This is a genomic window from Exiguobacterium acetylicum DSM 20416 (assembly GCF_000702605.1).
Classification (GTDB): Bacteria; Bacillota; Bacilli; order Exiguobacteriales; family Exiguobacteriaceae; genus Exiguobacterium_A; species Exiguobacterium_A acetylicum.
Genome location: NZ_JNIR01000001.1, coordinates 1,888,314 through 1,909,257, shown reverse-complemented (window position 1 = coordinate 1,909,257; position 20,944 = coordinate 1,888,314). Strand labels below are relative to the sequence as shown.

Genomic DNA, 20,944 nt, shown 5'->3' with positions numbered 1-20,944 from the left:
AACGGATGACCCGGTCCTGTAAAGGATCAGCCATCCGCTTTTTCTTATTTCAAGTTTTCAGGATTGAGGACTTCGAGTTCTGGAAGGACGAAACGACCGTCTTTGCGGATCAATACGTCGTCGAACCAGATTTCTCCACCACCGTAATCAGGACGTTGGATGTTAACGAGATCCCAGTGAACGGATGAGTCATTACCGTTGTAGGCTTCTTCGTAAGCTTGACCTGGTGTGAAGTGGAAGCTGCCATCGATCTTTTCATCAAACAAGATATCTTTCATCGGATGCTGGATGAATGGATTGACACCGATCGCGAATTCGCCGACGAAACGAGAACCAGCATCTGTATCGAAGACTTGGTTGATTCGATCTGTATCGTTTGCCGTCGCTTCTACGATTTTACCGTCTTTGAACGTCAGTTTGACGTTTTCAAAGGTGAACCCTTGATACGGAGATGGTGTGTTATATGAGATGACACCGTTGACCGAATCCTTGACCGGTGCCGTAAAGACTTCGCCGTCTGGAATGTTGGCGTTTCCAGCGCATTTGATGGCTGGGATGTCTTTGATCGAAAACGTTAGATCCGTTCCTGGTCCGACGAGGCGAACGCGATCCGTCCGGTTCATCAAGTCGACGAGTGGTTCCATCGCTTGGCCCATTTTTTCATAATCAAGCGTACAGACATCAAAGTAGAAGTCTTCGAATGCTTCTGTCGATTGGTTGGCAAGTTGTGCCATCGATGCAGTTGGGAAACGAAGGACGACCCATTTCGTTCCTTTGACACGATCTTGTGTGTGCATCTTACCGATCGTTTGACCGTACAGTTTCATTTGTTCAGCCGGCACATCTGATAATTCATTGATGTTATCACCAGCACGTAGTCCGATGTATGCGTCCATCGCTTGCATCTGCTTGCGTTCAATGTCTGCCATCAATTGGAGTTGCTCTTCTGAAGCATTTCGGTATAATTTTCGTAGGATACGATTATCCTTAAGTAAGACGAACGGATGACCGCCAGCCGCGTAGGCAGCTTCAACGAGTGCCTCGACCAGTTCGCGTTCGATGCCGAAGTTTTCAATCAATACTTTTTCACCAGGTTCAAGGGCAACCGAATAGTTAATGAGATTCGTTGCCAGTTGAGTAAGACGTGGGTCACGCATGAAATTTCCCCCTCGAAATGGATGATATAGGTTTCAATTATCATTGTAACGGAAATAAACCATTTGGAGTAGCAGGAACGACTTGCTGCACGTCGAACTAACAATAAAAGACTATGCAAAAAAATTGGAGGCAAGAACCATGGAAATCACATTAGGCGGAATCGCCGGATTAGTCGCTGCGATCGCATTCGTAGTGCTCGTCATTTTCCTTGCCCGTGTATTAGGTGCTGCGAGTAAGACGCTCAACAATGTAGCCAACACGACAGCAGGACTTGAACGTCAATTAGACGGTATCATGATGGAGACGACAGCGTTGTTACATAAGACGAATCGTCTGGTAGATACGATTGAAGAAAAAACAGAATTGCTTGCACCTGTCGCAAACTCGATCGAAGAACTCGGTACGTCTTTAAACAAAGTGACAGATTCTGTCCGAACAGTATCCGATACGGTTGCTGGTGCGGCGGATACGAATAAAGAACAGATTGCGCAAGCAGTCCGTTGGGGCTCAGTCGCTGTAGAGTTATTTAAGAAAAATAAACCGGCAGAAACTACGGTTCAAAATCATTCGACGGCAACGACGACGGTTGAGAAAAAGCCACGTCGTCGATTCCGGAAAAAGGCAGAGGCGCCGGTCACACCGGAAGTCGTATCTGTACCAGACGTCGAAAGCATTCCAGATGAGTTGAAGGGAGATCGTAAATCATGACGAAACAACACCCATATCAAGCACAAGATTCTTCTAAAGGAGGAGGCTTCCTTGCCGGAATCATCGTTGGTGGATTGATCGGTGCTGCGGCAGCTCTCCTTTCTAGCCCGAAATCAGGCCGCGAGATGCGCGACATGATCGATGAGCGTACAGCGCCTGCGCGTCAACGTTTGACGGAACAGACACAAGTCGTTCGCGAAAAAGCAGAACCACTCGTAGGTGAGTGGATTCAACTAGCAAAAGATAAAGCAGCACCTGTCATTGAAAAAGCAAAGAATAATCCAACGGTTCAAGAAGCGGCACAATATGCGGGCTTTGAGAAGGATCAGGCAAGCATTGATGCTGCTCTCGCAGAAGCAGAACAACTCGTACGTGACATCGAACGTGAAATTGGCGACGAAGTCGATGGGGCGTCAGTGGCAGAAGAAATCGACACGGAGACGGTCGTTGAACTTTCGGAGTTACGTGAACAGTTAGCAGACGAACAAGATGAAGACAATGATCCGCAGTCTGATGTGAATCATAAGAAATAATCAATAAATGAGGAGCTCTCATCATGAGGGCTCTTTTTCTATGTTTCCTTATAGAGAAAACATAAAAAAATTATATGAAAAAACGTAATTTATTTTCATATTTTAAGAAATCATGCAGCTTCTTTATGTACAATAGGGAAAGAGTTCGCTATAATTAGTTGCTATTACGAGCTATATGCTGATTAGGGAGTGGTAGGACATGGATCAACATGCAGAATTAAAAAGATTACGTGATGAACTCGATTTAGTGAATGCAGAATTATTGGAATTGATGAACCGACGTGGTCAAATTGCCGTCGAAATCGGAAAAGTCAAACGAGCACAAGGGCTAGATCGATACGACCCTGTTCGAGAACGTCAAATGCTCGAATCAATTGCCGCTAATAACCATGGACCTTTTGAAACAGGACGCCTTCAGCATGTATTTAAAGAAATTTTCAAAGCTTCTCTCGAATTACAAGGAGAAGATCGGACTCGGAAATTACTCGTATCACGGAAACAAAAACCGACGAATACGATCATCCGGATCGGAGATGCCGTCATCGGAGACGGTTCGCAACAATTGATCGCTGGACCGTGTGCGGTCGAGAGCGAAGAACAAGTATTTGAGGTCGCGGAACAGCTCGCGAAACATGGCGTGAAGTTCATGCGAGGCGGAGCGTACAAACCACGTACATCGCCTTACGACTTCCAAGGTCTAGGACTCGAGGGTCTAAAAATGTTGAAAAAAGCAGCCGACGCGCACGGTTTGCATGTCATCACTGAAATCATGACACCGAGCGCCGTTGAATCTGCTTTACCATATGTCGACATCATCCAGGTCGGCGCACGCAACATGCAAAACTTCGATTTACTCAAAGAAGTCGGTCGTACGAATAAACCGGTTCTTTTAAAACGAGGTCTTTCTGCAACGCTCGAGGAATTCATGTACGCGGCTGAGTACATCATGGCAAGTGGTAACGATCAAGTCATCTTGTGTGAGCGTGGTATCCGGACGTACGAGCGTGCAACACGGAACACGCTTGATATCTCAGCAGTTCCGATTCTGAAGCAAGAAACGCATCTCCCTGTCATGGTCGATGTCACGCACTCGACAGGACGTAAGGATTTACTCTTGCCAACAGCAAAAGCGGCATACGCGATTGGAGCAGACGCTGTCATGGTCGAAGTCCATCCGTTCCCAGCACTTGCGTTGTCTGATGCGAACCAACAACTCGATTTCCAAGAATTCGATACGTTCATCGAAAACTTGACGACTACCTTTCCGGCACTAAACGTTCAATGATTTCCGAAAAAGGGTAACCTAAAGCGAATGAAAACGTTTTACAATGAAGGAAGAATGGGAAAAGAAAACTATCTTTTCCTGTCTTCCTTTCGTGTTGCCTAAAAATGAAAACGAAATGAAAACACTTGAGATGGATCATACTAAAGGAGGAATTTGTTTTGAATAGTAATATTACGATTTACGATGTCGCGCGAGAGGCTGCTGTTTCGATGGCGACCGTATCGCGTGTCGTCAACGGAAACCCGAATGTTAAACCATCCACACGAAAAAAGGTCCAAGACGCAATCGAACAGCTTGGTTATCGTCCGAATGCTGTTGCCCGTGGACTGGCAAGTAAAAAAACAACGACGGTCGGTGTCATCGTGCCCGATATCTCGAACATCTTCTTTGCGGATTTAGCACGCGGAATTGAAGATGTCGCGACAATGTATAAATACAACATCATTTTGTGTAACTCCGACCAAAACCAGGAAAAAGAGATTCATTTGCTCAATACATTACTTGGGAAACAGGTGGATGGAATCATCTTCATGGGCGGACGTCTGCATGAGGATCTCGTTCGTGAGTTTAAAACATCACCGGTACCGATCGTTCTTGCTGCAACGTTGAATCAAGATTATGATCTTCCTGCCGTCAACATCGACTATGAGAGTGCTGCGCACGATGCTGTGAAGTCTTTGATCGACCGTGGACATGAACGGATCGGGTTCATCACTGGACCACTCGAACAGCAAATCAATGGTGAAAAGAAATTTGCGGGTTATCGCCGAGCACTTGAAGAAGCAAATCTTCCGTTTAACGAGCAAAATGTCGTCCTTGGAAACTATACGTATGATTCGGGAATGAAGGCGATGAATCAATTGCTTGAACTTGGAGAAGATTGCCCACGCGCGATTTTTGCTGGAACGGATGAGATGGCTCTTGGTGTTATCCATGCCTTACAGGATGCTGGACACCGTGTACCGGAAGACTTCGAAGTCATCGGACACGATAACACACGTCTTGCGACGATGATTCGTCCGAAACTGACGACTGTCGTTCAACCGATGTATGATATCGGAGCAGTCTCGATGCGTCTATTGACGAAAATCTTGAACAAAGAAGAAATTGAAACGAACGATGTTACATTACCACACCGAATCGAACAACGGGATTCGACACGCCCTTAATCGAAAAAACGTCTCTTCTCTCAAGCAAGCTGCTTGAAAAAAGAGACGTTTTTTTATTTCGCGACGGTAATAAGTTCATCTTGATGATGGTGAAGTTGATCATTTTCGACATGGAGTCGAACCGTAGTCTGACCAGGTGCAGTCAATGTCACTTTCCCGCTGTACGCATCACCCTTTTTTTCTAAAGGAACATAGGTATGCTTTTCTATGCCCGTTTCAATGACTTCCACTTGTACGTTCGCCTTTAGCGGTTTCCCATCAAGGAAAACATGAAAGGAGACGGGGAGTTCAGCACCAGCTTTCGCTTTTGTTGCGCCCATGTAATGGACAGACAGACCGTCGACGGTTTCGTGATCATGTCCATGCTCGTGCGATGCTTCCTCTTTTTCATGTGAATGATCCATGACGACGAATGAGATCTTATCCATATGATGGAGTCCTTTTTTATCATTGATATGATACAGTCCTTCATATTCCCCTTCAGCAAGTTTTGCTTCCGCTTGATAAGAACCTGTCTTTTTCAAGGTTGCCTTGAACTTTTGATGGGCACCATCTTGTTTTCCAGCTTCCCACACTTCAAATGTCACGTCTTCAAGGTTAACTGGTTTCTTTTGTTCGACAGCTGACGCTTTAAAAACAACTTTATCTTCTTCCATTGTCTTGGCTGGAACATTGACGTTGACTTCGACCGTCGGTTTTCCTGACCCTTGCATGTTATCGTGATCCATTGCCTGTTTTTCATTGCCACACCCTGCGAGTACGATCCCCGTCGACAGAATAAGACCGGAATAAAGCCATGCCTTTTTCATGATGATTCCCCCAACTATTATTCATTTACTAAGTAAAAATTCCATATTTAGTATAGCAACAAGTTGTGAACTCCGAACGAAATAAATGTGAAGATACAAAGTCAATTAATCAACGGAGTAGGGGGAAGTCGTAGTCAATTGTCTCTTACGCTCATCGCTAACGAACGGCCAAATCAATCGTTTGACGGTTTCCCAATTTTTTTCTTCGATTTCAGGTCGTCGCGGAATGGCCGGGTAGAGTGGCGTTGGATCATGCCAGTGTGTTGGCGGGGGTGTTTCTTCTCCACTCCAACGTTCTTGCCATGAAATAGGAATCTCTCCATGGAATGGAGCTTGTCCGGTCATGGCAGCAAAAACTTGACTCCACGCGCGGGGAACGACACGATACCAGTCATAGCCACCGCCTCCTAAAGCAACGATTTTTCCATTCGTATATTTATTTGCTGCAGCGACGGCGATTTGAGGTATCTGTTCATAACTTTTCATCGTTAAGGATAGATGAGTCAATGGATCAAGCGCGTGTGCATCGGCACCATTTTGCGTAATGATGAGATCCGGTTGGAACAATTCACAGGCTTCAAAGAGTGCCGTCTCATACGCGAGTAAAAACGAATCATCTTCCGTAAAGGCGTCCAGTGGCACGTTCCAACTAAATCCATACCCTTCTTCAGATCCCCGTTCCGTCACCATTCCCGTTCCTGGAAACAAATAACGACCTGTTTCGTGGAGCGATAACGTCATGACGTCCTTTCGATTATAAAAGGCCCATTGCACCCCATCGCCATGATGGGCGTCCGTATCGACATAAAGAATTTTACAGTGATATTTTTCAATCATGGCTGCCATGGCGACAGCGGTATCGTTATAGACACAAAAACCAGAGGCACGTCCTCGGAATCCGTGATGCAATCCACCACCGATATGAAAGGTTCGTTTATATTGACCAGATAAGACGAGGTCACATGCTTCGATCGTGCCGCCGACAAGGAGAGAAGCGCCCGAATGCATCCCCTGGAACAAAGGTGTATCTTCTGTTCCTAACCCATACATTTGGGCTTTAAGTGGCGTTAATGCACCGGTCCCGGCTGCTTTGACTGCAGCAATATAATCCTGATCATGAATGAGTGCCAGTTCTTCATCGGTCGCATGACGCGGCGCGATACAAAGAATATCATCTAATTGATGCATCGCTTCAAGTAAGGAAACGGTTAATTCGAGACGAATCGGATTGAATGGATGTGTCTCCGAAAACCGATAAGTCGCTTCTTCAGGACTGTACAGATAGGCAAAATCCTTCATCTGCTCACATCCGGTCCAAGTACATCGAATCCTTCTTTGCGCAACTTGTCGATGATCCGAATCGGATTCATCGTCTGGACACGAAACGCAACGATCCGGACATACGGATCGTCTGTTGGATACACGAGTACATTTAAGATATTGATATTCGTTTTGGCAAGCAGTGCGGCAATTTTTGCTAATGTTCCAGCAGTGTTTTCAACACGGATTTCGATTTGAGAACTTGGTTCGAGTGCACCCGTCAATTGAACGAATGTCCGTAACAAATCCGTTTCCGTGACGACACCGACAAGGCGTCGACCGCGGACGATTGGCAGACACGTCAATCGATATTCATAAAACAGCACAGCCGCATCTTCGAGAAAATCGAGCGGGTGGGCCGTGACAGGACTTTCATTCATGATGCTTGAGACCGGATACTGTAGGTCTTGTTTTGCCGTATCCGGATGAAAGATGCTACTTGCGCTTTGAATTTCCTTTAGTCCGACAAGACCGACGAGTTCATGACGGGCATTGACGACGAGAATATGACGAATCTGATGACGTTGCATGAGTTCAACCGCATGCGCGATGGAATTCGTCGGTTGCATCGTGATGCACGTCGTATTCATGATTTGTTCGATTAACATGACGATTCCTCCTCGAGCTCAGTCATACATGAAACGTCTTCTCAAGCGTAGCGCATCAAAATGAGCGACGACTTCAGGTGAGACGTGTTTTCCGATACGCGCCATCAGGCAGTTGGCAGGATGGGAGGCGATTTCCGGATCGTCGGTCGGGAAGAAGACGAGACCACCATGGTTCATCATCTTCTCCATGATCTTCCGGTAATCCCAGACCGATAGTCCGCTCCCTTTTAGGTCCCAATGCCAATAATATTCAGTCGTTAAAATCAAATAGTGTTCCATGGCGGGGTCCAGCATGGAGATTTCAAGTAATTTTTTACCGATCTGTTGTCCGCGGAACCGAGAGGAGACTTCAATCGCTCCGAGTTCCAAGATGTACGGATTGTTTCCTTCACTCCACGTTTCATAGGGATCAGGGTATAAGTAAGTCACATAACCGATGATTTCCGTTCCTTGACGAGCGACGATGATCCGTCCTTCTTCAAGATCCGCAATCTCAACGAGCGCTTGATGTTGTTCAGCGGGTGGACGAAAAGCCGTCAACCCTGAATCGAGTGTATACGTTGCTAGTGTTTGACTCGGTACGGGACCTTCGATGTCGACAGGACCGAGTGATGTTTCGTGCGTCCGATGATTGAATTGTTTTTCAAACATGTAAGCGTCACCACCTTCTTATTCATTATAGACGAAAGCGCTTGAGCAAAGAGAGGGATTTTTTAACAAATTGACGGCAAATGGATTGAACTGACGGATAACTAGCTTATAATAAAGAGGAAAACATAGAAGGGGAGGAACGAGACATGAAAGTTTTGAAAGCGCTTCCGGGGAAGCATTGGTTAGCAGAGTATGATGAAGCAAACACGTACGACTGGAAAGATGCTGAGCAGTACTTTTCATGGGCGACAACGGGGAAAGTCAACATGGCTCATGAAGCAATTGACCGCCACGCAGAAGGCGAGCGAGCGAACAAGGATGCGCTGATCTATTTCGATGGAACGACGGAACAACGATTCACATATGCAGATATGAAACGATTGACGAATAAAGCGGCAAACGTATTAGTCGATGCAGGGGTCAAAACGGGTGACCGTATTTTCATCTTCATGCCACGTTCACCGGAATTGTATTTTGCCTTGCTTGGCGCACTGAAAGTAGGCGCAATCGTCGGTCCGTTATTTGAAGCATTCATGGAACAAGCGGTCCGTGATCGCCTGCTTGATTCTGAAGCGAAGTTACTCGTGACGACGAAGGCACTGCTCCCACGTGTTCCAGTTGGGGAACTGGAATCACTTGAAAAGGTAGTACTTGTCGACGAAGATGCCGAAGAATCGGACACATTACTCGATTTCCGCAAAGCGTTCGAGCAAGCATCCGATGTATTCGAACCGGTCTGGTTAGATCGTGAAGACGGATTGATCCTGCACTACACTTCAGGATCGACAGGGAAGCCGAAAGGTGTGCTCCACGTTCAAAATGCGATGATTCAGCACTTAATGACAGGTCGCTGGGTACTTGATCTCCAAGAAGATGATGTCTACTGGTGTACGGCTGACCCGGGGTGGGTCACAGGAACAAGTTACGGTATCTTCGCACCATTCTTGAATGGCGCGACGAACATCGTCGTCGGTGGACGCTTCAATCCGGATTTCTGGTACAGTGTCATCGAGAAGTACAAGGTAACGGTCTGGTATAGCGCACCAACGGCTTTCCGGATGTTGATGGGAGCAGGAGCGGATGTTGCAAATCATCATGATCTCTCAAGTCTTCGTCATGTATTGTCTGTCGGCGAACCGTTGAACCCAGAAGTCATTCGTTGGGGGAAAGAAGCCTTTGATCAACGGATTCATGATACATGGTGGATGACGGAGACAGGCGCGATGATGATTTGTAACTACAAGTCGATGGACATCAAACCGGGATCGATGGGGAAACCGATTCCAGGAACTCAGGCTGCGATCATTGATGATCAAGGAAATGAGTTACCGCCATTCCGAATGGGGAACCTTGCTTTAAAAACACCATGGCCATCGATGATGCGTCAAATTTGGAACAATCCGCAGAAATATGAATCGTATTTCTTTAAAGGATGGTATGTCTCAGGGGATTCTGCCTATATGGATGACGAAGGTTACTTCTGGTTCCAAGGACGTGTCGATGACGTCATCATGACGGCTGGAGAACGGGTTGGTCCGTTTGAAGTCGAAAGTCGTCTCGTCGAGCATCCAGCTGTCGCGGAAGCTGGTGTCATCGGGAAACCAGATCCAGTCCGCGGTGAAATCATCAAGGCATTCATTGCCTTGCGTGATGGTTACGAGCCAACGGATGAGCTAAAACAAGAAATCCAAGCATTCGTTAAAGAGGGGCTTGCTGCTCACGCAGCACCGAGAGAAATCGATTTCCGAGATAAGTTGCCGAAGACACGAAGTGGTAAAATCATGCGCCGTGTTCTGAAAGCGTGGGAGTTGAATCTTGAAACAGGCGATCTGTCGACGATGGAAGATTGAACGAAAAAAGGATGAATCACCGTGACAGGTGATTCATCCTTTTTGTTAGTTTTCAGAAGCAGCATCGTTTTTCTTTTCATCTTGTTTCTTCTGTTGTTCTTGTTGTTTCTTTGCCTCTGCTTCTTTCTTCTTAGCATCAGCTTCTTTTTGCTTAGCGTCCGCTTCCGCTTTCTTTTTTGCCTCTGCTTCGGCTTTTGCTTTTGCGTCGGCAGCACGTTTTGCGTCGTCGGCTGCTTTTTTCTTGGCATCAGCTTCAGCTTTTTCTTTAGCCTGATCTTGTTCTTTTTGTTGCTCTTCTTTCTTCTGTGCGTCCGCTTCTTTTTTCTTTTCTTCTGCTTCTTTCTTTTTCTTCGCTTCGGCTTTTTTTCTTTGCTTCTTCCGCTTTTTTCTTCTTATCTTCTTCTTTGAAGCGACCACTGTTTTTAAAGTCGTTTGCTGTTACAGAAGATGGTTGCGTGAAGCGGGCACCGGATTTGAAGTAGCTACTGTTCGCGGCATACGTCGCATTCGCCATTTGTGACCACAGCGTTTGTGTTCGTTGGTAATACGTCGTTGGACCGATGAGCGAGTTGTTCTGATCGTGTCCTGTCCAAACGGCAAGCGTTACACCAGGAGTGGAACCGACAAGGTAAGAGTCTTTAACATCGTTCGTCGTACCTGTCTTACCAGCCCAATCTCCAGGAACGTTTAATCGACTTTTTGCAAACGTTGCTGTACCTTTTGAGAAGACGCCACGCATCATATCAAGCGTCAGGTAAGCTGTTCGTGGTTCATAAATTCGTTTTTTCTTCGGTTTTGCTTTATAGATATCTTTTCCGTCTTTCGTGATTTTCGAAATGACGTATGGTTGCACGAATTCACCATAGTTGGCGAGTGTCGCGTAAGCACCGGCAAGTTCGACAGGTGTGATCTCCATCGTTCCGAGTGCTGCTGAAGGGGCATAACGAATCGCATCCGGTACTTCAACACCCATATCGACGAGTTTTTGAATCGAGTTCGACATGTTCATCTTCTCGTAAATCTTAACGGCAGGTACGTTCAATGAGAGTTCAAGTGCTGTACGAACCGTCACGTTTCCACGATAACGTCCACCTTCGTTCTTGATCGGACGATCGCCTGGTTGACGTGGTACGGTCTGATAGTAGTACTCTTCATCATTGACGGTAGATGCCGGAGTGATTAAACGATTTTCAATCCCGTTCGAATAGACGAGAATTGGTTTTGCCGTTGACCCGATTTGACGTTTCGCTTGGAATGCTCGGTTGAAATCATCGGCTTTTCCATCAAGGTAACGTCCACCAACGAATCCGAGAATACGACCCGTCTCATTCTGAACCATGACCGCAGCTGTCTCTTCTGGATCTTGTTTCGAAACGGTTTTTTTCGTTTTTGGATCCACGACTTGTTTGTACTGCATGCCGCCAGGGAAGTTCCCGTTGTTCTTCGCAGGTTGTTGCATCGATTCATGAATTTTTTTATCTAGCGTCATATGAACTTTGTATCCACCTTGACGGAGTGCAACCAGTGCTTGATCTTGATAGTTTGCCCGGACTTCTGCCAGTTCAGACGGTTTGACTTCGTCTTCTTTCACACCATCTTGTTTCATCAAGTACTTCGTCATGATCTTCGTCGCTTCACGTTCTGCTAAATCATAGACATACGGATACGTGTCACGCGAACGTTTCGACTGTTTCGCGAAGTCTTTCGTGATGTCGTGTTTGATTGCTTTTTCATATTGTTCTTTCGTAATGTTTTTTGCGACATACATTCGCTTTAACACGGTCTTCATCCGATTGACACTTGGCGTCAAGTCCTTTTTGACGACACCGCCCTGTAGATAAGGTGTGTAGTAGTAAGGGTTTTTCGGAATACCAGCGAGGAAAGCTGCTTGTGGTAACGTCAGTTTTTTCGCTGATTTGTTGAAGACCCCTTGGGAGGCAGCTTCGATACCAGCGATGTTACGCCCGAGTGAATTTCGTCCGAATGAGACGACATTCAAATATGCCTGTAAAATTTCATCTTTTGACATCGCATTTTCAAGGCGGAGCGCTAAGATGATCTCTTTTGCTTTCCGTTCGAATGAAACTTCGTTCGTCAGGATTTGGTTTTTAATTAATTGTTGTGTCAGCGTACTTCCGCCGGTGCGTGACGCTGAATTCGTCAATTCTTGTAAGACTGCTCGTAAAGTCGCTTTTGGAACGACTCCATCATGTTGATAAAAATCTACGTCTTCCGTTGATAGAAGCGCATCAATTAAATAAGGGGAGATATTCTTGATATCAACCGGCTGACGTTCTTCATCCGTTGAGATGTTCGTCAGCTTTTCGCCACTTCCCCAATAAATTTGACTTGTCACCGCATAACTGTTCACTTCTTGTTTCATCTCAGTCAAAGGTGGTGCTTTCGTATCTTTGACGAGGGAAGCGAAATATCCTCCAGCCGCTCCGACAGAGAAGCTGCCGATGAGAAGGACTGCTATGATGAGGAATAAAATGATGTTCCACGAAACATCGTATGTGATATTCGACCAGTGCCGAACGGCTTTCGTCCGGGGGTGATTCCAAAACTTGAACCAGTTCTCGCGCATAAATGATCTCCTTTGCATCTTAAACTTAGGTGTAAATTAATATTAAATCACAGATAGACGTATTATACCATAAATCCACCAGTAAAATCGGACTTGACAGCGGATTCGCCTTCGACGTATCATGAAACCATCTTATTTTCATATATTACGTTAAACAGTGATCGGAATACAGTAGTAAGTCACTCCCTGTGACAGAGACCTAGTGGTGCTGCGAACTAGGACACAGTGAACTTACGAATTACGCTTCCGGGAGTTTCTTGAGAAATCAAGCGGTCCGTCCCGTTATCGACGAACCAAGTGGTCCTTTTATGTAAAGGGCAATCAGGGTGGTACCACGGAATTTTCCGTCCCTTCGTCTTAGACGAAGGGACGGTTTTTTATTGTTAAAAGTGAACTTTAGGAGGAGACACAATGACGTTATTAGAGGATTTAGAATTTCGCGGTTTAATTAACCAAATGACGGATGAAGAAGGACTTAAGACATTACTCGAGACACCAACGACGCTATACACGGGTTTCGATCCAACAGCTGATTCATTGCACATCGGGCACTTGTTGCCGATTTTAGTCTTAAAACGATTCCAACAAGCAGGTCACCATGTCGTAGGTCTCGTCGGTGGGGCGACGGGAATGATTGGAGACCCGAGTGGTCGCGCAACGGAACGTTCATTGAACACATCGGATATCGTTGAAGAATTTGCAAACCGGATTAAAGATCAACTGTCGCGTTTCTTACCGCTTGAAGGAGAGAACCCGGTCACGATCGCCAATAACTTGGACTGGACGAAAGACTTGACGATCATCGATTTCTTGCGTGATATCGGAAAACACTTCCCGGTCAGCTACATGCTTGCGAAAGACTCTGTTGACTCACGACTTCAAAACGGAATCTCGTTCACTGAGTTCTCATACATGTTACTTCAATCGTTTGACTTCTTGAAACTTTACGAAGACAAAGGATGCCGCCTTCAAGTCGGAGGAAGTGACCAGTGGGGGAACATCACAGCAGGGATGGAATTGATTCGTCGTGCCGGTCATGAAGAAAAAGCATTCGGTTTGACGGTACCGCTCGTTACAAAAGCAGACGGTCAAAAGTTCGGTAAGACAGCAGGTGGTGCGGTTTGGTTAGATGCTGACAAAACATCACCGTACGAGTTCTACCAGTTCTGGTTCAACGTTGACGATCTTGACGTCATCAAGTTCTTGAAATACTTCACGTTCTTAACGCACGAAGAACTTGATGCGCTCGCAGAAGAAGTTAAAGCAGCACCAGAGAAGCGCGTCGCACAACGTCGTCTCGCAGAAGAGATGACCGTTCTCGTCCATGGTGAAGAAGGTCTGACACAAGCACAACGTATTACGACGGCACTCTTTAGTGGAGATATTAAATCGTTGCAAGTCGAAGATATCGAAGATGCGTTCAAAGGAATGCCACGCTTTACACTCGGTGAAGCGACAAACCTCGTCGACGTTCTCGTTGAGGCGAAGATCAGTCCGTCAAAACGTCAAGCACGTGAAGACGTAACAAACGGTGCGATCTACCTGAACGGAGAACGCGAGCAAGATTTAACGAAAGAAATCACGGAAGCTGATGCAATCGGTCGCTTTACGATCGTACGTCGCGGAAAGAAAAAATACTTCGTCGTCGAGCATGCTTGATGATCAATTAAATAGGGTTAACTCAAAAAAGAATGACTTGTCTTTTCACGCCCTTTCCTCAGGCGAGACACAAGCCAGTTTTCCTGCTTCACTTCAGCAGGAAAGCGGGTCTTGTTTGTCTCTGACAGCGCAAAAATGCGCTTATTCCTGTAGGAGTTGCGTGCAACGAGTCATTCTTCTTTTTATAAATTGACTTATGAGTCAGCCTCGTATTTTTAAGCTGTTCGGAATAAACGGAGTGGTAACAAGCGAACGGCAATCGTCGTGGCGATGACAGCTTTGATTGTATCCCATAGGACAAACGGATAGTTAATCGCAAAAGCATCTTTGAACGATAGATCGAGTACAGCCATTAGACCGAATGTGCCAAGCAGGTAAACTAAACCAAGTCCGAAGACGATCATCCCGATGAAGAGAGGAACGAAGCGGCGCGTTTTTTCTGCAACAAGACCGATGAAGAAACCGGCAATCGGAAAGGCAATCAAGTACCCAACGGTTGGTCCGACGAATGGAGCAAGTCCACCTTTTCCGCCAAGCACCGGTAGACCAGCTGCTGCGAGTAATAAGAAAATCAAGACAGCGAGTCCGCCACGTTTGCCACCAAGGATTGCGCTGACCGTCATGATCGCGAGCGTCTGAAGCGTGATCGGAACGGCACCGACAAGTTGAATCTGTGGCAAAGAACTGACGGCTGCGATGATGGCAGCACCAAGGGCAATGAATGTTAAATCTCTTGTTTTCATGAATGAAGTCCTCTTTTCTGTTTGTGTTAACTATGTATATTTAAAGGTTAACACAAACAGGTAAATGACGTCACTCTTTTTTTAAGACCAGGTATACATTTTAGTCATAGGTATAAAAAAAGCACCCACCGAAGTGAGTGCTGGAACAATCGATTAACGTGAGTAGTACTCGACGACGAGTTGTTCTTGGATTTGATCGTTCAATTCAGAACGCTCTGGAAGACGGACGAATGTTCCTTCGAGCTTCTCAGCATCGAAAGTAACGAAGTCTTTAGTTGCTGGAGCAACTTCGAGTGCTTCTTTGATAACGACAAAGTTCTTCGATTTTTCGCGAACTGAGATCGTTTGACCTGGTTTCACGCGGAATGACGGGATATCAACGCGTTGTCCATCAACTTGGATGTGACCGTGGTTGACGAGCTGACGAGCAGCACGACGTGTACGAGCCATACCCATACGGTAAACGACGTTATCAAGACGTGCTTCGAGTAAGAACATGAAGTTCTCACCGTGGATACCAGGCATTTTGCCAGCATCGTTGAAGATACGGTTGAATTGGCGTTCGTTTACTCCGTACATGTGACGAAGTGTTTGCTTCGCTTGAAGTTGAAGACCGTACTCAGATACTTTACGACGGCTGTTACCGTGTTGACCTGGTGCGTAAGGGCGTTTTGCGATTTCTTTTCCTGTTTCAGTAAGTGAGATACCGAGACGACGTGAGAGTTTCCAAGCTGGACCTGTATAGCGAGCCATAATAAGACTCCTCCTTATTGTTCGTTATTATTTGCATAAAAATAATAACGCCATCAAACCCACATTACGCCCATTTCATGATGTGGCACCCTCGCTTGATAGCAAAGTTACACGATGCCCCTCCGGTTATTCACCGAGTCATGAAATGTGATACGTAAGCGATTTGACCGCTATCGTTATCATTTCTGCACTTTTACAAGTATACGGTGTGGACAATCGACTGTCAATCAGAATTACAGATGGCGAAGCAGAGTCGTACAGAATGCTTCTAGACCAGCTTGATCGACTTCGTCAAAACGATTGAATTCTGGGCTGTCGATATCGAGGACACCGATCGTTTGTCCGTCTTTGACGAGTGGAATGACGATTTCTGAATTCGAAGCCGCGTCACATGCGATGTGACCTGGGAACTGATGCACATCTTCGATTCGTTGTGTCGTTTGCTCTGCTGCAGATGTTCCGCAGACACCACGACCGAATGGAATACGGACACATGCTGGAAGTCCTTGGAACGGTCCGAGGACAAGTTGGTTTTGCTCCGTATCCGTCAAATAGAAGCCGACCCAGTTGATACGGTCGAGGAACTGGTTGAGCAACGCGCTCGCATTCGATAAGTTCGCAACTTGATTGTCTTCTCCCATTAATAACGCATCAAGTTGTTTTGAGAGCATGTCATATTGTTTCGTCCGGTCACCTTCATATGTCTTTGTTTCGAACATAATAAAAATTCCTCCCATGAAAAGCGTATTTTTTTTAGTTTAACGAGTTTTTGCGTAGCTGACAAACAATTGATTTTTGGAAAAAGGATTCAAAACAGCGGAAGAAATCAGGAAAAGCCCTTGTAAATCTATGCAAAACGGTTGCGCTATACTATTATAAGGATAAGATTATTGCGATTTAGAGAAAATCTAAAGTCGTAGGACAGAGTGGAGGTCGTGACAAATGTGGGCATGGGTGATCGGAGTCATCGTCATCGTATTACTCGTCATGCTATTTAGCATGATCAGTCGAAAAAAATACTACGCGAAAATCGATGAACTTGATATGCGCAAACAAGGCATCGTCAGTGCATCGATTCCAAAGGAGTTGCAGGACTTAAAGCAACTACCGATGGCGGGTGAGACGGAGACGAAGTTCAGCTCCTGGCATCAAGCGTGGGAAGAGTTATTAACGGTCCACGTCGCCCAAATCGATGAGACCCTTTACCGGGCGGAGGAAGCGCTCGATAAATATCGGTTCATCGCCGTCAAGAATGACCTCGAAGTAACGGAACAATTGATTGCGGAACTCGAAGGATTGATCGATGAAATGCTCGTCGAGATGTCGACGTTCAAAACGAATCAATCGGTTCTAGCCGAACTGAAAGCGCAAGGGGAAGCCGATTCAGGGCAAGTTCGGAAATCATTATTGATTCAAGCGAATTCATTCGGTCCGGCGCTTGCGCGTCTGGAAGAACGAAGTGAACAGATCGACGCGCACTGGAATGAGATGTGTCAGTACGAAGCTTCAGGTGAAGTGACGAAGGTGTATGAAACAAGCTTGTTACTCGAGCAAGAAGTAGCAACGACGCGTCAACTCGTCGAACTCGTACCGAAACAATGGAAGATTCTCGCTCATGAATTGCGTCAACGGATTGATCAGCTTGGAGCGGGCTATAAGGAGATGTCGTTAGATGGGTACCCACTTGAACCACTCGGTCTCCAATCCGAGATCAAACGGTTCGAGGAACAACGTCTGAGCCTCTCTGAGAAAATCGAAATGCTAGAAGTCGACGGGTTGGAAGAGGCGATTCAACAGTTATCGGCCGATGTTGATCAAATGTATGATACATTCCGTCGTGAGGTCGATGCGCGTCATCAAGTGAAAAAAAGAAAATCAATTCTTGAAACAAAAAGCGCTACGGATGCGTGAACGGATTCATCAATTGGCACAAGAATTCAGCATCTTACGTGAAAAATATGAAATCTCAGCAGATTTAGGGATTCATTATGAGACGATCCAGCGTGACGAAGAGCTACTGTTTGAAGCTGCAAAAGATCTCGATGAGTCGATTGCCGGAAAAATCATTCCGTTCAGTATGCTCGAAGATCAGATGCGCGATGCGATTCGCCTCGAAGAACAGTTGATGATTCAGTACGAACGCTTTACGGTCGAACTCCAGGCACTTCGAAAAGAAGAGACGGAAGTTCGCGAACGAATCGTCGAATGGCGTCATCAGCTGTCGCAGACACGTCTCCGTCTGAAACGACTCGGATTACCGAACTTACCGGCTGAGGTGGAAGAAGCGCTCCGAAATGCGAATCGTTCACTGCAGACGCTTGAAACACGGCTCGAAGAGTTACCGTTTAACGTTCGATCGATCGTCGCACAAAGTCAAGACGTCCAAGAAACGTTTAAACATGTGCAAGAACGGTTAGATACATTAGTGTTCGAAGTCACGTATGCCGAACGGCTCGTCCAGTATGCGAACCGGTACCGTCGCCACGACAACGAGATACATATGTCGCTGACGATCGCGGAAACGAAGTTCTTAGCGGGAGACTATGAACGAACGATTGTCTTAGCGGAACGTGTCCTAAATGAATACGATCCGGCCGCGATCGAACGTATTAAACGGTCGTGTGCACCAGAAGAAACATTGCACGTTTAAATCAGGATCGACAATTCAGGGTGACCGTCATGGTCACCCTATTTTTGTAAAAAGAGGAGTGAGTGGAATGGGAACACTATACGTAAACGGATTGATTCGAACGATGGCACACGAAGAGGATGTCCATTCAGCGATGTTCGTCGAGAAGACGCGGATCATCGCGATGGGAGAGGAAGGAAAGCTACGCCGCCGTTTCGGTAGACGTATTGATCAAATTCACGACTTGAACGGAAAAGCTGTATATCCAGCCTTTACGGATGCGCATATTCATCTGATCGGTTACGGGGAAGCGATCAATCGTGTCGATGCCTCGCGCTATACGACGCTTGAAGCGTTAGGGCAAGCTTTTCTCAAGGCGGAACCAGTCAATGGGATCCATGTGGCAGAAGGCTATGACGAAACGAAGCTTGATCGTGCACCGACGAAAGCATGGCTCAATCAGTTGTTCCCTGATGCACCTGCCTTGTTGAAACGAACAGACCGGCATACAGCACTTGTCAACGATGTCTTGTTCCAACAGCTCGGATATAAAGCGTCGACTGTCATCGAAGGTGGAAAGGTCGGTATATCGGATAATGGTGAAGCTGACGGATTCTTGTACGATGCGGCGCTTGAACCTTTATATGCGTTACAAGCTGGAAACTTGGAGCGGAATAAATCGTCCCTCCGGTCAGCGATTAAGAATTTATACCAATACGGCATCATTGCGGCACACACAGAAGACTTGTCGTATCACGGTGATGTCGCGGACATCTTGCAAGCCTATAAGGAAGTGACGCAAGAGACAGGCTTCCATACGCATTTGCTCGTGCATCATCTTGTCATTGATGAGTTCGTGCAACAACAACCTACTTTACCGTCAACGATGTCAATTGGTGCGATGAAACTGTTCGTCGACGGCGCTCTCGGAGGACGAACAGCTCTTCTCGGTCGTGGTTATTCCGATGATCCGACGACACGTGGTATTGAAGTGCATACGCCAGAACAACTCGAGCAACTCGTCAAACGTGCACGTAGTTACGGGTTCACAGTCGCGGCACACGTCATCGGGGATTTAGCGATCGAGCGGTTCGTACAGGTGCTCGAGAAGTATCCTGCGCCAAAAGGGAAACGAGATCGCATCATTCATGCGACGGTCGTCCGACCAGAAACGCTTGCGCGAATTCGGAAGTTACCGGTCTTGATTGACGTCCAACCGGTCTTTTTACTGGATGACGCCGATTTCATCGTCGATCGACTCGGGTTGAACCGCTTAGACTGGAGTTATCGCTTACGTTCGTTAGCTGAGACCGGCGCATTATTGTGCGGCGGAGCAGATGCGCCGATCTCTGACCCCGATGTCCGACGGTCGCTTTATGCAGCAACCGAAGGAACGGCAGGGCGTGTCAATAAAACGAACGAGACGTTATCGATGTTTGAAGCCTTATTGCTCTTTACGAAAAATCCACATCTCGCGACGGAAACACATGGTCGAAAAGGATTGCTCTTACCTGGCTATGATGCCGACTTCGTCATCTTTGAAGAAGACTTCTATCGCCTGCGTGGGGAAGCGATCTTAAATAACCGTTTGGTCGAGACGGTCCAAGCTGGAAAAACCGTTTATCAGGCGGAAGCCGCGTTAGTGTGATGTTTGCGCATAGTGTGAAATAGCTTCCGAATAGAACGTGGATAGTCCAGGGGCATACGCATCGTAATAGGCACGGAATCGTTCGTCAGACACATACATCTGACCGAGTGAGGCAAAGAGAGATAATGCGCATGGGTAATAGTACGTATCGATGAAGTCATGTTGATCTTTGACGACTTGTTGAACGTCTGGATCCGTAGTCATGCGCCCGTCACGGTAAAGGACCGTCAAGCGCTGATCGAGCTGTTTGTGCATGGTGCTCAGTTGTTCTTTCTCATTCGGAGTACGTTGTTGTAGTCTTTTTGCACTGATTCGATAGGCGTCGGTGTCGCCGTAGTGTTTTTGGACTTCATCTGCATGTTGCTTTTCATGCGTAACGATCTCATCATGCCGTAAACCACGGAATAATTGTTCGTCTTTCATGGGGAGTCCTCCTTTTAACGTGAGTAATGTCTGTTCAGCGAGTTGAGCGAGCATTTGATAATGCGAAGCTTTTTCTTGAAGAAGCGCAATCTGCTTTTTCAGTGTCGTATGATGATTGGAATCAGGTTGCGTGAGTAATCTTCGGATTTCTGACAGTGGAAAATCAAGTGAACGATAGAGCAGGATTTGTTGTAAACGTAAAAGATCCTCTCTGCTGTAACTTCGGTGACCGGCATCGGTACGCTTTGGCACGAGGAGACCGATCGTCTCATAATGATAGAGTGTTCGTTTTGTGACGCCGGTCAGTTTGGCAATTTCCTGAGTGGAATACATCAGTTGTGTACCTCCTTTGATTGGAGTATAAGGGGTGACGTAACGGAAGACGCAATAAAAAATCTGCCCCGAGGAGGC

19 protein-coding genes and 1 other annotated feature are annotated in these 20,944 nt (G+C 46.4%); of the genes, 9 read left to right on the top strand and 10 right to left on the bottom strand.

Translation table 11 applies throughout. The annotated features are described in order from the left end of the window. Positions 1-44: 44 nt before the first annotated feature. Positions 45-1,157 carry an aminopeptidase gene (locus P401_RS0110210; RefSeq protein WP_029342360.1) on the bottom strand — a complete coding sequence of 371 codons (1,113 nt, stop codon included), beginning with the start codon at positions 1,155-1,157 and terminating at the stop codon, positions 45-47. Positions 1,158-1,296: 139 nt separating this feature from the next. On the opposite strand from P401_RS0110210, the gene P401_RS0110205 reads away from it, so the two are divergent. The 4 genes from P401_RS0110205 (at position 1,297) to ccpA (ending at position 4,853) form a co-directional block, all read left to right on the top strand. Then, positions 1,297-1,866 carry a DUF948 domain-containing protein gene (locus tag P401_RS0110205; protein ID WP_029342359.1) on the top strand — a complete coding sequence of 190 codons (570 nt, stop codon included), beginning with the start codon at positions 1,297-1,299 and terminating at the stop codon, positions 1,864-1,866. Then, on the top strand, positions 1,863-2,399 hold the full coding sequence (locus P401_RS0110200) for a YtxH domain-containing protein (RefSeq protein WP_029342358.1): 537 nt from the start codon (positions 1,863-1,865) through the stop codon (positions 2,397-2,399). The genes P401_RS0110205 and P401_RS0110200 overlap by 4 nt, the downstream gene beginning before the upstream one ends. 199 nt (positions 2,400-2,598) lie before the next feature. Further along, positions 2,599-3,684: a bifunctional 3-deoxy-7-phosphoheptulonate synthase/chorismate mutase gene (locus tag P401_RS0110195; RefSeq protein ID WP_023469069.1), complete on the top strand. Its 1,086-nt coding sequence runs from the start codon at positions 2,599-2,601 to the stop codon at positions 3,682-3,684. A 158-nt stretch (positions 3,685-3,842) separates the two neighbouring features. Then, positions 3,843-4,853 (top strand): catabolite control protein A, encoded by a 1,011-nt coding sequence (gene ccpA / locus P401_RS0110190; RefSeq protein ID WP_029342357.1) that lies wholly within the window; start codon positions 3,843-3,845, stop codon positions 4,851-4,853. Positions 4,854-4,906: 53 nt separating this feature from the next. Here the strand turns inward: ccpA and P401_RS0110185 are convergent, their stop codons facing one another. The 4 genes from P401_RS0110185 to P401_RS0110170 all read right to left on the bottom strand — a co-directional run bounded on the left by P401_RS0110185 (position 4,907) and on the right by P401_RS0110170 (position 8,241). Next, entirely contained in the window at positions 4,907-5,662 is a 756-nt protein-coding gene (locus tag P401_RS0110185) for a FixH family protein (protein ID WP_152548190.1), read from the bottom strand. A gap of 105 nt (positions 5,663-5,767) precedes the next feature. Continuing rightward, entirely contained in the window at positions 5,768-6,961 is a 1,194-nt protein-coding gene (locus tag P401_RS0110180; RefSeq protein ID WP_029342355.1) for an acetoin utilization protein AcuC, read from the bottom strand. Further along, a complete protein-coding gene (locus P401_RS0110175; protein WP_029342354.1) occupies positions 6,958-7,590 on the bottom strand; it encodes an acetoin utilization AcuB family protein in 633 nt (210 codons plus the stop codon). The genes P401_RS0110180 and P401_RS0110175 overlap by 4 nt, the downstream gene beginning before the upstream one ends. Before the next feature lie 18 nt (positions 7,591-7,608). Further along, a complete protein-coding gene (locus tag P401_RS0110170) occupies positions 7,609-8,241 on the bottom strand; it encodes a GNAT family N-acetyltransferase (RefSeq protein WP_023469064.1) in 633 nt (210 codons plus the stop codon). Positions 8,242-8,387: 146 nt separating this feature from the next. Between P401_RS0110170 and acsA the strand changes: the two genes are divergently transcribed. Next, positions 8,388-10,091: an acetate--CoA ligase gene (gene acsA, locus P401_RS0110165; protein ID WP_029342353.1), complete on the top strand. Its 1,704-nt coding sequence runs from the start codon at positions 8,388-8,390 to the stop codon at positions 10,089-10,091. Positions 10,092-10,356: 265 nt separating this feature from the next. Here the strand turns inward: acsA and P401_RS0110155 are convergent, their stop codons facing one another. Next, positions 10,357-12,678 carry a transglycosylase domain-containing protein gene (locus tag P401_RS0110155; RefSeq protein WP_236627110.1) on the bottom strand — a complete coding sequence of 774 codons (2,322 nt, stop codon included), beginning with the start codon at positions 12,676-12,678 and terminating at the stop codon, positions 10,357-10,359. A 148-nt stretch (positions 12,679-12,826) separates the two neighbouring features. Then, positions 12,827-13,033: a binding site (T-box leader), on the top strand. Between the two features lie 56 nt (positions 13,034-13,089). Between P401_RS0110155 and tyrS the strand changes: the two genes are divergently transcribed. Continuing rightward, complete coding sequence (gene tyrS / locus P401_RS0110150; protein WP_029342350.1) at positions 13,090-14,337, top strand: tyrosine--tRNA ligase; 1,248 nt, start codon at positions 13,090-13,092, stop codon at positions 14,335-14,337. Between the two features lie 215 nt (positions 14,338-14,552). Here the strand turns inward: tyrS and P401_RS0110145 are convergent, their stop codons facing one another. The 3 genes from P401_RS0110145 to P401_RS0110135 all read right to left on the bottom strand — a co-directional run bounded on the left by P401_RS0110145 (position 14,553) and on the right by P401_RS0110135 (position 16,552). Next, positions 14,553-15,080 carry a biotin transporter BioY gene (locus P401_RS0110145; protein WP_029342349.1) on the bottom strand — a complete coding sequence of 176 codons (528 nt, stop codon included), beginning with the start codon at positions 15,078-15,080 and terminating at the stop codon, positions 14,553-14,555. A 153-nt stretch (positions 15,081-15,233) separates the two neighbouring features. Next, entirely contained in the window at positions 15,234-15,833 is a 600-nt protein-coding gene (gene rpsD / locus P401_RS0110140) for a 30S ribosomal protein S4 (protein ID WP_023469059.1), read from the bottom strand. 233 nt (positions 15,834-16,066) lie between these two features. Next, positions 16,067-16,552 (bottom strand): GAF domain-containing protein, encoded by a 486-nt coding sequence (locus tag P401_RS0110135; RefSeq protein WP_023469058.1) that lies wholly within the window; start codon positions 16,550-16,552, stop codon positions 16,067-16,069. 223 nt (positions 16,553-16,775) lie between these two features. Here P401_RS0110135 and P401_RS18895 point away from each other — a divergent pair, with 223 nt between their 5' ends. From P401_RS18895 to P401_RS0110125, 3 genes are all read left to right on the top strand, one after another. Further along, a complete protein-coding gene (locus P401_RS18895) occupies positions 16,776-17,744 on the top strand; it encodes a septation ring formation regulator EzrA (protein ID WP_236627109.1) in 969 nt (322 codons plus the stop codon). After that, entirely contained in the window at positions 17,716-18,483 is a 768-nt protein-coding gene (locus P401_RS18890; protein WP_236627108.1) for a septation ring formation regulator EzrA, read from the top strand. The genes P401_RS18895 and P401_RS18890 overlap by 29 nt, the downstream gene beginning before the upstream one ends. 67 nt (positions 18,484-18,550) lie before the next feature. Beyond that, positions 18,551-20,110 (top strand): amidohydrolase, encoded by a 1,560-nt coding sequence (locus P401_RS0110125; RefSeq protein ID WP_029342348.1) that lies wholly within the window; start codon positions 18,551-18,553, stop codon positions 20,108-20,110. Here the strand turns inward: P401_RS0110125 and P401_RS0110120 are convergent. After that, positions 20,102-20,866 carry a MerR family transcriptional regulator gene (locus P401_RS0110120; protein ID WP_029342347.1) on the bottom strand — a complete coding sequence of 255 codons (765 nt, stop codon included), beginning with the start codon at positions 20,864-20,866 and terminating at the stop codon, positions 20,102-20,104. The genes P401_RS0110125 and P401_RS0110120 overlap by 9 nt on opposite strands. Positions 20,867-20,944: the final 78 nt, after the last annotated feature.

Coding starts and splice junctions, on each gene's coding strand:
- P401_RS0110210 (WP_029342360.1), bottom strand. CDS start 1,157: ATGCGTGACCCACGTCTTACTCAACTGGCAACGAATCTCATTAACTAT.
- P401_RS0110205 (WP_029342359.1), top strand. CDS start 1,297: ATGGAAATCACATTAGGCGGAATCGCCGGATTAGTCGCTGCGATCGCA.
- P401_RS0110200 (WP_029342358.1), top strand. CDS start 1,863: ATGACGAAACAACACCCATATCAAGCACAAGATTCTTCTAAAGGAGGA.
- P401_RS0110195 (WP_023469069.1), top strand. CDS start 2,599: ATGGATCAACATGCAGAATTAAAAAGATTACGTGATGAACTCGATTTA.
- P401_RS0110185 (WP_152548190.1), bottom strand. CDS start 5,662: ATGAAAAAGGCATGGCTTTATTCCGGTCTTATTCTGTCGACGGGGATC.
- P401_RS0110180 (WP_029342355.1), bottom strand. CDS start 6,961: ATGAAGGATTTTGCCTATCTGTACAGTCCTGAAGAAGCGACTTATCGG.
- P401_RS0110175 (WP_029342354.1), bottom strand. CDS start 7,590: ATGTTAATCGAACAAATCATGAATACGACGTGCATCACGATGCAACCG.
- P401_RS0110170 (WP_023469064.1), bottom strand. CDS start 8,241: ATGTTTGAAAAACAATTCAATCATCGGACGCACGAAACATCACTCGGT.
- acsA (WP_029342353.1), top strand. CDS start 8,388: ATGAAAGTTTTGAAAGCGCTTCCGGGGAAGCATTGGTTAGCAGAGTAT.
- P401_RS0110155 (WP_236627110.1), bottom strand. CDS start 12,678: ATGCGCGAGAACTGGTTCAAGTTTTGGAATCACCCCCGGACGAAAGCC.
- tyrS (WP_029342350.1), top strand. CDS start 13,090: ATGACGTTATTAGAGGATTTAGAATTTCGCGGTTTAATTAACCAAATG.
- P401_RS0110145 (WP_029342349.1), bottom strand. CDS start 15,080: ATGAAAACAAGAGATTTAACATTCATTGCCCTTGGTGCTGCCATCATC.
- rpsD (WP_023469059.1), bottom strand. CDS start 15,833: ATGGCTCGCTATACAGGTCCAGCTTGGAAACTCTCACGTCGTCTCGGT.
- P401_RS0110135 (WP_023469058.1), bottom strand. CDS start 16,552: ATGTTCGAAACAAAGACATATGAAGGTGACCGGACGAAACAATATGAC.
- P401_RS18895 (WP_236627109.1), top strand. CDS start 16,776: ATGTGGGCATGGGTGATCGGAGTCATCGTCATCGTATTACTCGTCATG.
- P401_RS0110125 (WP_029342348.1), top strand. CDS start 18,551: ATGGGAACACTATACGTAAACGGATTGATTCGAACGATGGCACACGAA.
- P401_RS0110120 (WP_029342347.1), bottom strand. CDS start 20,866: ATGTATTCCACTCAGGAAATTGCCAAACTGACCGGCGTCACAAAACGA.